12 protein-coding genes and 1 tRNA gene are annotated in these 11,593 nt (G+C 69.1%); 8 read left to right on the top strand and 5 right to left on the bottom strand.

What is annotated here, in order from left to right:
* Positions 1-38: 38 nt before the first annotated feature.
* Positions 39-185, bottom strand: coding sequence for a hypothetical protein (locus tag ACI6GS_RS21515; RefSeq protein WP_439815525.1), 147 nt, complete (start codon positions 183-185; stop codon positions 39-41).
* Positions 186-434: 249 nt separating this feature from the next.
* On the opposite strand from ACI6GS_RS21515, the gene mnmA reads away from it, so the two are divergent.
* From mnmA to ACI6GS_RS21495, 4 genes are all read left to right on the top strand, one after another.
* On the top strand, positions 435-1,595 hold the full coding sequence (mnmA, locus tag ACI6GS_RS21510) for a tRNA 2-thiouridine(34) synthase MnmA (RefSeq protein WP_439815524.1): 1,161 nt from the start codon (positions 435-437) through the stop codon (positions 1,593-1,595).
* 41 nt (positions 1,596-1,636) lie between these two features.
* Positions 1,637-1,713 (top strand) — tRNA-Met (locus tag ACI6GS_RS21505).
* A 192-nt stretch (positions 1,714-1,905) separates the two neighbouring features.
* The gene (locus ACI6GS_RS21500; RefSeq protein WP_439815523.1) at positions 1,906-2,928 is read left to right on the top strand and encodes an ATP-grasp fold amidoligase family protein; all 1,023 of its coding nucleotides are present in this window, start codon (positions 1,906-1,908) and stop codon (positions 2,926-2,928) included.
* 170 nt (positions 2,929-3,098) lie between these two features.
* Entirely contained in the window at positions 3,099-3,290 is a 192-nt protein-coding gene (locus ACI6GS_RS21495; protein ID WP_439815522.1) for a hypothetical protein, read from the top strand.
* Positions 3,291-3,394: 104 nt separating this feature from the next.
* On the opposite strand, the gene ACI6GS_RS21490 is transcribed toward ACI6GS_RS21495, so the two are convergent.
* On the bottom strand, positions 3,395-5,023 hold the full coding sequence (locus tag ACI6GS_RS21490; RefSeq protein WP_439815521.1) for an FMN-binding glutamate synthase family protein: 1,629 nt from the start codon (positions 5,021-5,023) through the stop codon (positions 3,395-3,397).
* Positions 5,024-5,357: 334 nt separating this feature from the next.
* Here ACI6GS_RS21490 and ACI6GS_RS21485 point away from each other — a divergent pair, with 334 nt between their 5' ends.
* The 3 genes from ACI6GS_RS21485 (at position 5,358) to modA (ending at position 7,488) form a co-directional block, all read left to right on the top strand.
* Positions 5,358-5,921, top strand: coding sequence for a manganese efflux pump MntP (locus tag ACI6GS_RS21485; RefSeq protein ID WP_439815520.1), 564 nt, complete (start codon positions 5,358-5,360; stop codon positions 5,919-5,921).
* A 184-nt stretch (positions 5,922-6,105) separates the two neighbouring features.
* Complete coding sequence (locus ACI6GS_RS21480; protein ID WP_439815519.1) at positions 6,106-6,588, top strand: tetratricopeptide repeat protein; 483 nt, start codon at positions 6,106-6,108, stop codon at positions 6,586-6,588.
* A 99-nt stretch (positions 6,589-6,687) separates the two neighbouring features.
* Positions 6,688-7,488 (top strand): molybdate ABC transporter substrate-binding protein, encoded by an 801-nt coding sequence (gene modA, locus ACI6GS_RS21475; RefSeq protein ID WP_439815518.1) that lies wholly within the window; start codon positions 6,688-6,690, stop codon positions 7,486-7,488.
* A 143-nt stretch (positions 7,489-7,631) separates the two neighbouring features.
* On the opposite strand, the gene ACI6GS_RS21470 is transcribed toward modA, so the two are convergent.
* On the bottom strand, positions 7,632-8,840 hold the full coding sequence (locus tag ACI6GS_RS21470) for a M20 metallopeptidase family protein (RefSeq protein WP_439815517.1): 1,209 nt from the start codon (positions 8,838-8,840) through the stop codon (positions 7,632-7,634).
* Positions 8,841-8,912: 72 nt separating this feature from the next.
* Positions 8,913-9,929 carry an LLM class flavin-dependent oxidoreductase gene (locus ACI6GS_RS21465; protein WP_439815516.1) on the bottom strand — a complete coding sequence of 339 codons (1,017 nt, stop codon included), beginning with the start codon at positions 9,927-9,929 and terminating at the stop codon, positions 8,913-8,915.
* A 274-nt stretch (positions 9,930-10,203) separates the two neighbouring features.
* Between ACI6GS_RS21465 and ACI6GS_RS21460 the strand changes: the two genes are divergently transcribed.
* Positions 10,204-10,452: a hypothetical protein gene (locus ACI6GS_RS21460; RefSeq protein ID WP_439815515.1), complete on the top strand. Its 249-nt coding sequence runs from the start codon at positions 10,204-10,206 to the stop codon at positions 10,450-10,452.
* Here ACI6GS_RS21460 and ACI6GS_RS21455 read toward each other — a convergent pair.
* Positions 10,441-11,559: an NAD(P)/FAD-dependent oxidoreductase gene (locus ACI6GS_RS21455; protein WP_439815514.1), complete on the bottom strand. Its 1,119-nt coding sequence runs from the start codon at positions 11,557-11,559 to the stop codon at positions 10,441-10,443. The two genes, ACI6GS_RS21460 and ACI6GS_RS21455, sit on opposite strands and share 12 nt — an antisense overlap.
* Positions 11,560-11,593: the final 34 nt, after the last annotated feature.

Below are 11,593 nucleotides of genomic sequence, written 5' to 3'. Positions count from 1 at the left end.
GGTTCAGGGGGCAGGACGTTCAGGCGGTCCCTGCTCACTCAGCTCGTCAGCGAAGCATAGTCGGGGCCGGCCAGCACGTTCCCAGCGGCGTCCGCCAGGATGACCTTCTCGATCATTGGCCTGGACCACGCCTCCTTGGGCTGTCCCGACAGTCGTTCTGATGAGACTTCGGTTTCGATCTCCATGGTCTGTCCTTCCATGAGTCTCTCCGTACATGAGTGTACTTTGTCGCGTATCATAGAATCCACGAGCCATCAAACCGCCGCGACCAGCTGGAGATGCGTCGACGAGTCAACGCGAACTCGACGATCTTGGGACTCAGTCTCGGCCAAACGAAGATCGCGCCAGCTTTGCGAAGATCTCCGGAACTCCGACCGGACCCTCGGGACAGGTTCGGTTTCCTTTCCATTCGACTGGGACTATAAACGCGCGCCATGACCCATCCCATGCCCGTTCCCGAGCAGGCCTTTGCCGGCCTGTCGCGCGGCGACCGCGTGGTCGTCGCGATGTCGGGCGGCGTCGATTCCGCGACCGTCGCCGGGCTGGCCGCGCAGGCCGGCTTCGACGTCGTGGGGGTGACGCTCCAGCTCTATGATTCGGGCGCTGCCGCGCGCCGCGCCGGCAGCTGCTGCGCCGGGCAGGACGTGCGCGACGCCCGCGCCGCGGCGGAGCGCCTGGGCATCCCGCATTATGTCCTGGACTACGAGCAGCGCTTCCACGACCAGGTCATCGCCCCCTTTGCCGACGCCTATGCGGCGGGCGAAACGCCGGTTCCCTGTGCCGCCTGCAACCAGACGGTGAAGTTCTCGGACCTGCTGGGCTTTGCCCGCGACCTGGGGGCGGCGGCGATGGCGACCGGCCATTATGTCCGCCGTGTCGTCGGCGCCAGCGGGCCCGAACTGTGGCGCGGCGCCGATCCGGCCCGGGACCAGAGCTGGTTCCTCTATGGCACGACCCGGGCGGAGCTCGACCTGCTGCGCTTTCCCCTGGGCGCCCTGCCCAAGGATCGCACGCGGGCGCTGGCCGCCGGCATGGGCCTGGCCCTGGCCGACAAGCCGGACAGCCAGGACATCTGCTTCACGGCGGGCGGCCGCTATGCCGACATCATCGCCAGGTTGCGGCCCGAGGCGGGGGAGCCGGGCCAGATCGTGCACCGGGACGGCCGCGTGCTGGGCACGCACCAGGGCGTGCTGCACTTTACGGTGGGCCAGCGCAAGGGGCTGGGCGGCGTGCAGGACGGCAGCGGCGCGCCGCTCTATGTCCTGCGGCTGGAGCCGGAGCGGGCCCGCGTGGTCGTCGGGCCGCGCGCCGCCCTGGGCAGCGACAGCGCCCTGCTGCGCGCCGTCAACTGGCTGGCCGAGCCCGCCCCGGACGAGGTCGTCGGCGCCCGCGTCCGCTCGACCCGCGCGCCCGTGCCGGCGCGCGTCACGCCCACGGCCGACGGGGTGCGCGTCGATTTCGTGGACCCGGAACAGGCCGTGGCGCCGGGCCAGGCATGCGTCCTCTATCGCGGCGAGCAGGTCCTGGGCGGCGGCGTCATCCGCCGGGGCGTCGCCGCCGCGGTCGAGCCGGCCCGGGTCGGTCTGCACGCTTGACGGACCCGGATCGCAGTCGGTATATCCCCGGCTCCGCGCGTGGCGGAGTAGCTCAGTTGGTTAGAGCGGCGGAATCATAATCCGTAGGTCGGGGGTTCAAGTCCCTCCTCCGCTACCACGCGACCCTTCCTTGATCCCTGGGGCCGGGTGCCGGGCCGTACCGCCACTGGGCGGTGCGGTGTGCGGGCGGCTGCCCGTCTGGCCCCACGCGCTGGAAATCGCGGACCGCGGCAGCGCTGCAACGGACCGCGACGGGTTCCAGCGGCATAGTCACGGCGATGAGTGACACGCATTCCGCATGCTCCCCCTGATGCCCCGGACCCTGGCGCATGCCATCGTCCTGGTGGTCAACCTGGCGCTCTGGCTGCGCTTTCCCCGCCTGCTGGGGCGTGCCGCCTGTCGCACGCGGCGCGTCCTCAACGTCGCGCGGCCCGTCACGCTGACCGAGAAGCTGCTCTGGCGCCGCCTGATCGACACCGATCCCGGCTTCGTCACTGTCCAGGACAAGCTGCAGGGCAAGCATGAGATGCGCCGCCGGCTGCCCAGCCTTGCCATCGCCCCGGTCCGCTGGCAGGGCACCGATCCCCAGGCCCTGCCGGATGCCTTCCTGCGCCCCGGCTTCGCGGTCAAGACCAATCATGGCTGCAACTACAACATCCTGATCCGCGACGAGCCGGTCGACCGCGCCGCGATCCGGCAGGCACTGGCCCGCTGGCTGGCCGGCACCTATGGCCGGCGTGACCGCGAATGGGCCTATGGCCAGATCGTGCCCCAGGCCTTTGTCGAGGATCTGATCGTCAATGCCGGGGGGGCGCCACTGGTCGACCTCAACGTCTATTGCTGCCGGGGCCGGCCGATCTATGCCGTTGCCGTCGTGGGCGAGAAGACCAAAGGCGAGCGCGTCGCCTTCTATCGCCCCGACGGCCGGCGGATGGTCGAGGTCCAGAACGTGCCCGGCTATACCCGCGCCTGGCTGCCGCCGGACTTCGCCCTGCCCGCCACGGCGGAGGATCCGTTCCAGGTCGCGGCGATCCTGTCGCGCGACTTCCCGCTGATCCGGGTCGACATGATGCTGGCCAATGGCCGTGTCCATGGCTGCGAGCTGACGCCCTACCCTGCCGATGGCCGCTACAGTCGCCTGCCGGTCGCCCGTGAACTGGCGGCGGCCTGGGACCTCACGGCCAGCTGGTTCCTGACCACGCCGCAGTCCGGGTGGCGCGGGCTCTACCGCCATGCCCTGCGCCGCCTGGCCCAGCCGCGCGCGGCGGAAGCCTTCGCGGAGGGCGGCTTTCCCGATCCCCTGGCGGCCGAAAGCGGGGGCGACGGCGTCTGAGCCGTCCGGCCCATCGGCGGCGCGGGACTTGCGCCGATGTCATGGTTCGTCATGAAATCGTCCGGAACCATCCTCCCCATGTCCTGTTCAGGGCCGTGCTCGCGCAAGGTCGTGGCAACAAGAACCACAGGCCACCGGGCAGTGTTGTGTACAAAGGGAAGGACAGGACAATGGCCAATCAAGGCGGAAGCCACGAACAGCATGTCAAGGCCGGCCAGCAGAGCCACAAGAACTCCGGCTCATCGGACAGCAAGCAGGCCAGCAGCCGCGGCGGCACCCACGAACAGCACGTGAAGGCGGGCCAGCAGAGCCACAAGAACAGTGGCTCATCCTCCGGGAAGGGCTCCGGCGACAAGCACTGACCGTCGCCCGAGGATTCCGCGCAGGGCCTGCCCGTCAGGCCCGCAAGGGGGGTGCCCAGCCGGGCGCCCCCCTTTTTCATGTCTGCCCCGCCGGGCGACGGCGCTCAGGCTGCGAGTGCGGGCACGAAGCTGTCCGCCCGGGCCATCGCCCAGGACGAGGCATAGAACGCATGCTCGCCGCTGCCCTGGAGCAGTTCGCCCTGGGCGAGGAACGGCAGGAGCTGCGAGAACAGCTTGATCTCGCTGGAGCTGATGCGGCGCGCCAGGTGATGGGGCTTGATGTCGGACGGATGGTGCAGGCCGGCCGCGGCAATCAGCTCGGCCAGGGCATGGACCGTGTTGCGGTGGAAATTGGCCACCCGCTCCGCCTTGTCCGGCACCACGATCGCGCGCTGCCGCAAGGGGTCCTGGGTCGCGACCCCGGTAGGGCAGCGGTTGGTATGGCAGCTCTGCGACTGGATGCAGCCCACCGCGAACATGAAGCCGCGGGCCGAGTTCACCCAGTCCGCCCCGATCGCCAGCGCCGCCGCGATGTCGAAGGCCGAGATGATCTTGCCGGCGACGCCGATGCGGATCCGCTCGCGCAAGGCCGCACCCACCAGCGTGTTGTGGACCAGCAGTAGCGCCTCGCGCATCGGCACGCCGACATGGCTGGACAGTTCCAGGGGCGCCGCCCCGGTCCCACCCTCGCCGCCATCGACCACGACGAAATCGGGCACGATGCCGGTCGCCAGCATCGCCTTCACGATCGCCATGAACTCCCAGGGCTGGCCGATCGCCAGCTTGAAGCCGACCGGCTTGCCCCCCGACAGCTCACGCAGCGTGGCCAGGAATTCCATCATCTGGATCGGCGTGCGGAAGCTGGAATGCGACGCGGGCGAGACGCATTCCCGGCCCACGGGAATGCCGCGCGTCTGGGCGATCTCTGGGCTGACCTTGTGCGCCGGCAGGATGCCGCCATGGCCGGGCTTGGCACCCTGGCTCAGCTTCAGCTCGATCATCTTCACCTGGGCGTCGGCCGCCTGGGCGGCGAAGCGCTCGGGCGAGAACCGGCCATCCTCGGTGCGGCAGCCGAAATAGCCGCTGGCGATCTGCCAGACCAGGTCGCCGCCGAACTCGCGGTGATAGGCGCTGATCGAGCCTTCGCCCGTGTCCTGGGCAAAGCCGCCCAGCTTTGCCCCCTTGTTCAGCGCGCGGATCGCGTTGCCACTCAGCGCGCCAAAGCTCATGGCCGAGATGTTCAGGACCGAGCCGGCATAAGGCTGGGCACACTGGTCGTTGCCGATGGGGATGCGGAACGTGGCGGGATCGGCCATCGGCGCCGGCTGGATCGAATGGCCGATGAACTCGTAGCCGGTGGCATAGGTGTCGTCCAGCGTGCCGAACGGGCGCTGGTCCGGCTCGTTCTTGGCCCGCGCATAGACCAGGGAGCGTTCCTGCCGCGAGAAGGGCAGCTTCTCGAAATCCGTCTCGAACAGGTACTGCCGCAATTCGGGGCGCACCGCCTCGACCAGGTAGCGGATATGGCCGATCACGGGGTAGTTGCGCGTGACGGCGTGGCGGTCCTGCACCAGGTCGTGCACGCCCACCAGGCTCAGCACGCCGAACAGGATGGCCAGCAGCGTGCCCCACGGCTCCGCCACGGGCGCCAGCAGGAACAGCACGGCCAGCACGATGCAGGCGGCGAACGCGGCATAGCGGCTGACCAGCGACAGCTTATGGATTGCCTGCACTCCCGTCGTCTCCCGGCTCGCTCCCAGAAGGGGACCCTAGCCATCCCGGCGCGGGGCGCAAGCGGGGCTGCGTGCGCCGCCCTGCGACCGCCATGGCTCTTGCAGTGCAGCATCGCGCCGCCTATCCTCCCCGCAGTTGGGGAGTAGCCTCCGCCGCCCGCGTCCTCCGCCGGTGGCGTGCCAGGGTCAACACACTTGCCGGGGTGGCCAGCGGGCCGCCCGGGCATGGTCCTGGCGGCAGCATTGTCTGCCTGGCGAGACCAGCGCACGTGGGCCGCCTTTCCGGCAGGCGGTCCGCCGTGTGCTGTCTCGCGCGTCCGGTGGCTGTCGTCCCATGAACTCCCTTGCTCTCGCGGGTCTGGCCCTCAGCATGTCCGCCGATGCCTTTGCCGCGTCGGTGGCCAAGGGGTCGGCCCTGCACCGCCCGCGCGCCAGCGAGGCGCTGCGCACCGGCCTGCTGTTCGGCGTGGTGGAGGCGATCACCCCGCTCCTGGGTTGGGCTGCCGGCTATGTCGCCGCCGGCTATGTGGAGGCGGTCGACCACTGGATCGCGTTCGTCCTGCTGGCGATCGTCGGCGGCCATATGATCCGCGCCGGCCTGTCGCGCGACGCGGTCGAGGAACGGCCCAGCCGCCACACGCTGCGCGTCCTGCTGCTGACCGCGATCGGCACCAGCATCGACGCCGCGGCCGTCGGCGTGTCTTTGGCGCTGCTGGACGTCAACATCCTGGTGGCGGCGGGGGCGATCGGCCTGGCCACCTTCGTCATGGTCACGATCGGCACCCTGACCGGGCGCTTCCTGGGCGCCCGCTTCGGCAAGTCGGTCGAACTGGTGGGTGGCGTGTTCCTGATCCTGCTGGGCGCCAAGATCCTGCTGGAGCACACGCTCTGGGCCTGAGGCGCCCGTCTGACTTCGTTATGAAACGGACATCATAGCGTAGGGCCACGAGGCAGGATCTACGCGTCCCACCATCGGCTCGACGTTAAAAGAGTGAACGATCACTCTATTTTTCCGTTGCGGAACGCCGTTCAGCATCCTAGCGTCTGGGGGTCGGCTTGTGACGGAGAAGGGTTGTATCGCGATGCGTATCTTGCTGGCTGCTGCGGTCGCTTGTGTCATGACGGCGTCCCCCGCCCTGGCCTGTCCCGAAGCACAGGATCTCTATCGCAAGGGGTGGTATCCCGAATACGTGCAGAAAATGGCCGAATTGGCCGATGGTGGCAATCTTGAGTGCTCGTTCACCTTGGGCACGGTCCTGCGGGACGGTGTCCTGGCCACGCAGGACTTTGACGGTGCGATGAAGCGTCTGCGCTTCTCGGCCGATCGCGGCCACGCCTTCTCGCAGTTCGAGATCGGCACGATGTACGACAACGGCTATGGCGTCGCCCAGGACCAGGCGGAGGCGGCGCGCTGGTACCAGAAGGCGGCGGACCAGAATTTCGGCATGGCCCAGTACAACCTTGGCGTCCTCTACCAGGACGGACTGGGCGTGCCCAAGGACGCGGCAAAGGCCGAACAGCTCTTCGCCCTGTCCCGCGAGAACGTCACGAACACCGGGCAATAGCCTGTCGGCTGAAAGGCCGGCTGCGCATCGTTATGTTTGAAAGAATATAGCGACCTGCTAGGGTGGATGCCTGATCGGTCACCCTTGCAGGACAGTGCGATGAACATGGCCCGACGCCCCTGGCTCCACCGTGCCCTTGCTGTCGTGGTGCTTGGCCTGGGCCTGTCCCTGGGCGCCCAGGCCCGGGCCGACGACGTGACGGTCTTCGCCGCCGCCAGCCTCAAGAACGCGCTCGACGCCGCCGCCGCGGCCTGGGGGCAGCAGACGGGCAATAGCGTCACCATCTCCTATGCGGCCAGTTCCGCCCTGGCCAAGCAGATCGAGCAGGGCGCCCCGGCCGACCTGTTCATCTCGGCCGACGTGCCCTGGATGGACTACGTCGCGGAAAAGTCGCTCATCAAGGCCGACACCCGGGTCGACCTGCTGGGCAACAGCCTGGTCCTGGTGGCGCCCGCGGCCTCCACCGCCAGCGTGACGATCGCGCCGGGCATGGGCCTGGGCGCGTTGATCGGCACCGGCCGGATCGCGATGGGCGATGTTGCCGCGGTGCCCGCCGGCAAGTACGGCAAGGCGGCCCTGGAGTCGCTTGGCGAATGGGCCGCGGTCGAGCCCAAGGTGGCGATGGCCGAGAACGTGCGTGCGGCGCTGGCGCTCGTCGCGCGGGGGGAGGTGCCCTTCGGCATCGTCTACGCGACCGATGCCGTGTCGGAGCCCAAGGTGAAGGTGCTGGACACCTTCCCGGCGGGCAGCCATCCGCCGATCGTCTATCCGCTGGCCGTCCTGGCGGAGGCGAAGACGCCGGCCGCCACGGCTTTCGCCGACTGGCTCAGGACCGCCCCCGCCGGCGCCTATTTCAAGGCCCAGGGCTTCCAGACCCTGGCCGCGCCAGCGACGAACTAAGGCGTGGCGTCCGATGCTTCGAGACGCGGTCCTGCGGACCGCTCCTCAGCATGACGCCGTTGATCTTCCTTGAATGTCTATGACGGCGTCATACTGAGGAGCCGGCCATCAGGCCGGCGTCTCGAAGCATCAGGTGCGGCGCCTCAGGCTGCGTCCTCGAACCCGTTGTTCAGGAAGCGCTCGGCAAAGGCGGCGTGGATTGCCGCCCCCTTGGCCATCGCCGCCTCGTCCGCCGTCATCTTGGTGTTGTGCAGGGGATAGTTGCGCGAAGGGTCGCCGGAATGGGGGGAGACGCCGATGAACGCCATGGCGCCCGGCACCTGCTGCAGGACATAGGCGAAATCCTCCGCCCCCATGATCGGGGTCGGCATGGTCCGCCAGGCATTCTCCCCGAACAGGTCGCGCGCCGTCTGCGACGCCAGCTTGACCGCCTGGGGATCGCACACCGTCACGGGAAAGCCGGGGATCACCTCCGCATCGCAGGTCAGGCCATGGGCGGCCGCGATGTGCTGCGCCACCTTCAGCGCGCCCTCGTGCACGATCCTGCGCGTCTTCTCGGACAGGGTGCGGATCGTGCCCAGCAGCTCGGCCTTTTCCGGGATCACGTTGTCGGTGGAGCCGGCCGTGATCTGGCCGATCGTGATGACCGCGGGATCGAATACCGGCACCTGGCGCGTCACGAAGACCTGCAGTGCCGTCACGATCTCGCACGCGACCGGCACCGGGTCCTGCGCGTCGTGCGGCATGGAGGCATGGCCGCCGCGACCGTGCACCGTCACCTTGATCTTGTCGGCCGACGCCAGCATCGGCCCGGCGCGCCCGCCGAACGTGCCGGAGGCGGCATTGGGCATGATGTGCAGCGCAAAGGCGGCATCGGGCCTGGGATCCAGCAGCCCGTCCTCGATCATGTAGCGCGCACCGTGCCAGCCTTCCTCGCCCGGCTGGAACATGAAGACGACGGTGCCCGGCAGGCGGTCGCGCTGCGCCGACAGCAGGTGGGCGGCTCCCACCAGCATCGTCGTGTGCATGTCATGGCCGCAGGCGTGCATGGCCCCCGGAATGGTCGAGGCAAAGGGAAGGCCCGTATCCTCGTGCATCGGCAGGGCGTCGGTATCGCCGCGTAGCAGGACGGTGCGGCCGTTGCCCGAGCCTTTCAGGATCGCGACGAAGCCGGTGGTCGAGGGTCCCTCCCGGATCTCCAGCGGCAGGCCGGCCAGGGCGGCCTTGGCCTTGGCCGTCGTCATCGGGTTCTGCAGGCCGATTTCCGGCTCCATGTGGATCGCCCGGCGCAGGTCGATCAGGCGCGGCAGGATCTCCTCGCTGGCGGCGATCCAATGGCTTCCGTCCGGCATTCCGCCCTCCTATTGCGTGAGGGCGTCAGGATGGGCGCGCAGCCCGTTGCATGCAACAGGTCACAGCATGGTTCAGGCGGCCGCCGCGCGGTGCATCGCGTCGCGGATGCCGGCCAGGATCTCGAAGGAATAGAGCCGGGCCTGGTGGTCATAGATGCCACCCGTCGCCATCAGCTCGTTCACCTGGGTCCTGTCCAGGAACTCCTCGATCTTCTCCCGCACGGTGGAGGGGGAGCCGACCGCCGCATAGCGGAAGGTGGAGCCCAGGCCCGCGCGCTGGGCAAGCGCCTCGATCTCGCGGGGATCGTCCAGCGGCGGCGGCATCAGGCCAGGCCTGCCGGTGCGCAGCGCGATGAATGCCTGCTGCAGCGTCGTGAACAGGCGCTTGGCCTCCTGGTCGGTATCGGCGGCAAAGACGTTGATGCAGGCCAGGGCATAGGGCTCGGACAGGTGCTCCGACGGTTTGAACGTGTCGCGATAGATGTGCAGCGCGTCCAGCAGCATGTCCGGCGCGAAGTGGGAGGCAAAGCCGAAGGGCAGGCCCAGCATCGCCGCCAGCTGCGCGCCATAGGTGCTGGAGCCCAGGATCCAAACCGGCACGTCCAGCCCGCCGCCCGGTACCGCCTGCACCGCCTGGTTGGGTACCGGTTCCTTGAACCAGCCCATCAGCTCGACGACGTCCTGGGGGAAGCTGTCGACCGCGCTGAAATAGCGGCGCAGCGCCTGCGCCGTGCGCTGGTCGGTGCCGGGCGCGCGGCCCACGCCCAGGTCGATGCGGCCGGGATGAATGGCCGCCAGCGTGCCGAACTGCTCCGCGATGACCAGCGGCGCATGATTGGGCAGCATGATCCCGCCGGAGCCGACGCGGATCGTCTTCGTGGCCGCCGCCACGTGGCCGATCACCACCGCCGTCGCTGCACTGGCGATGCCGGGCATGTTGTGATGCTCCGCCAGCCAGTAGCGCTTGTAGCCCAGGCGCTCGGCATGGCGCGCCAGGTCGGCGGCCGAGCGGAAGGCTGTACCCGCATTGCCGCCCTGAACGATCGGCGCCAGGTCCAGGACCGAGAAGGGGATGTTGTACGACGCCATGTTTCTTCCGTCCGCTCATCCCCGCGTGAGGGGGATCCAGGGGCCGCAAGCGCTGCCCTGGGTGGCCCTGGGTCCCCGCCTTTGCGGGGATGAGGGGGGAGGGGACGGCACCTGGACCCGAACCTGCAATCGTTAACAGATTGGCCCTCGGTGTGGCTGGGTCAACAGCATGTTCCGCTGGGCTGGCCAACGCCATTCGCTGTGTCGGCGCTCACATGGACCGGGTGCAGCGGCCGCGCTACCCTGCGGGCGTTGCGAAGCTGGACACCACGTCATGAAGACCAATCACCAGCGCGGGTTCAAGGCGGTCCCGGACAAGGTCAGCTATTCCCGCGTCGGCGACACCCGCCGCGCCTCCAGCTTTGCCGACGTCAGCGTGCAGGCCAAGCACACGGGGGCCGAGAGCGAGCGGGAGAAGCGGCGCGGGGCCAAGGGCGCCAAGAAGTTCGTCAACAGCCGCATCCGCTTCCACGAGAACGCCGCGCTCAAGCAGGCCGTGGCCGCGTCGTCGTCAGAGGACTGAATCCGCCTGTCCCAGCCGCCCCGCCACCAGGTCGGCCAGGGCCAGGCTGGCGGTCAGGCCGGGCGATTCGATGCCGAACAGGTTGACCAGGCCGGGCAGGCCATGCACCTCCGCCCCGTCCACGCGGAAATCGGCAAAGGCCTGGCCCGGCGCCTGAAGCTTGGGCCGGATGCCGGCATAGGCCGGGTCCAGCACCCCGTCCGGCAGGCCCGGCCAATACCTACGGATGTCGGTATAGAAGACGTCGGCACGGGCGGGATCGACGTCATAGCCGATCGCCTGGATCCATTCCTGATCCGGGCCAAAGCGGGCCTGCCCGCCCAGGTCCAGCGTCAGGTGCGTGCCCAGGCTGGCGCTTCTGGGTACCGGATAGATCAGGTGGCGGAACGGTGCCCGCCCGCGCAGGGAGAAGTAACAGCCACGCGACAGGTATTGTGTCGGCACATGCCGGGCCGGCAGCCCCTCGATCCGCGCCGCCAGGTCCGGCGCGCCAAGCCCCGCGGCATTGACCAGCACGCGACAGCCAAGCCGCATCGGCTCCGCCCCGCCAACCTGCACATCAAAGCCCCGATCGGTCGCGACCACCCGCTCCACTGGCGCCCGGGTCGCCAGGGCGGCACCCGCCGCCTCCGCCTCGCCCAGCAGGCTCAGCATCAGGCCGTGCGAGTCGACGATGCCCGAGGTGGGGGAGACGACGGCCGCCCGCGCCGCCAATGCCGGTTCCAGCGCGCGGGCGGCAGCCCCGTCGATCAGGTCCAGCCCCTCCACCCCGTTGGCCTCGCCTGCCGCCTTCAGCGTCTCCAGCGTCGCGACCTCGGCATCGGACGTGGCGACGATCAGCTTGCCCAGGCGCCGGTGCGCGATGCCCCGCGCCGCGCAGTACGGGTACAGCACGCGGCGCCCCGCGACGCAGGTCCGCGCCTTCAGGCTGTCCCTGGGGTAATAGATCCCGGCATGGATCACCTCGCTGTTGCGGGCCGAAGTGACGCTGCCGAACGTCGCCTCCGCCTCCAGCACGACGACCTCCAGCCCGGCCTGGGCCAGGCGCCGGGCGACCGCCAGCCCGACCACGCCCGCCCCCACGACAACCGCCTCGATCCGATCCATGGTCACCTGTCTCTTGACCCTTTATCTTGACTCA

Source organism: Zavarzinia sp. CC-PAN008 (assembly GCF_051903925.1).
Taxonomy (GTDB): Bacteria; Pseudomonadota; Alphaproteobacteria; order Zavarziniales; family Zavarziniaceae.
Note: the sequence above shows the minus strand (reverse complement) of the source record. Positions and strands in the feature narration are given on the sequence as shown.

Bases quoted from the DNA above. Each gene is read 5' to 3' on its own strand.
- ACI6GS_RS21515 (WP_439815525.1), bottom strand. From the start codon at position 185: ATGGAGATCGAAACCGAAGTCTCATCAGAACGACTGTCGGGACAGCCC.
- mnmA (WP_439815524.1), top strand. From the start codon at position 435: ATGACCCATCCCATGCCCGTTCCCGAGCAGGCCTTTGCCGGCCTGTCG.
- ACI6GS_RS21500 (WP_439815523.1), top strand. From the start codon at position 1,906: ATGCCCCGGACCCTGGCGCATGCCATCGTCCTGGTGGTCAACCTGGCG.
- ACI6GS_RS21495 (WP_439815522.1), top strand. From the start codon at position 3,099: ATGGCCAATCAAGGCGGAAGCCACGAACAGCATGTCAAGGCCGGCCAG.
- ACI6GS_RS21485 (WP_439815520.1), top strand. From the start codon at position 5,358: ATGAACTCCCTTGCTCTCGCGGGTCTGGCCCTCAGCATGTCCGCCGAT.
- ACI6GS_RS21480 (WP_439815519.1), top strand. From the start codon at position 6,106: ATGCGTATCTTGCTGGCTGCTGCGGTCGCTTGTGTCATGACGGCGTCC.
- modA (WP_439815518.1), top strand. From the start codon at position 6,688: ATGAACATGGCCCGACGCCCCTGGCTCCACCGTGCCCTTGCTGTCGTG.
- ACI6GS_RS21470 (WP_439815517.1), bottom strand. From the start codon at position 8,840: ATGCCGGACGGAAGCCATTGGATCGCCGCCAGCGAGGAGATCCTGCCG.
- ACI6GS_RS21465 (WP_439815516.1), bottom strand. From the start codon at position 9,929: ATGGCGTCGTACAACATCCCCTTCTCGGTCCTGGACCTGGCGCCGATC.
- ACI6GS_RS21460 (WP_439815515.1), top strand. From the start codon at position 10,204: ATGAAGACCAATCACCAGCGCGGGTTCAAGGCGGTCCCGGACAAGGTC.
- ACI6GS_RS21455 (WP_439815514.1), bottom strand. From the start codon at position 11,559: ATGGATCGGATCGAGGCGGTTGTCGTGGGGGCGGGCGTGGTCGGGCTG.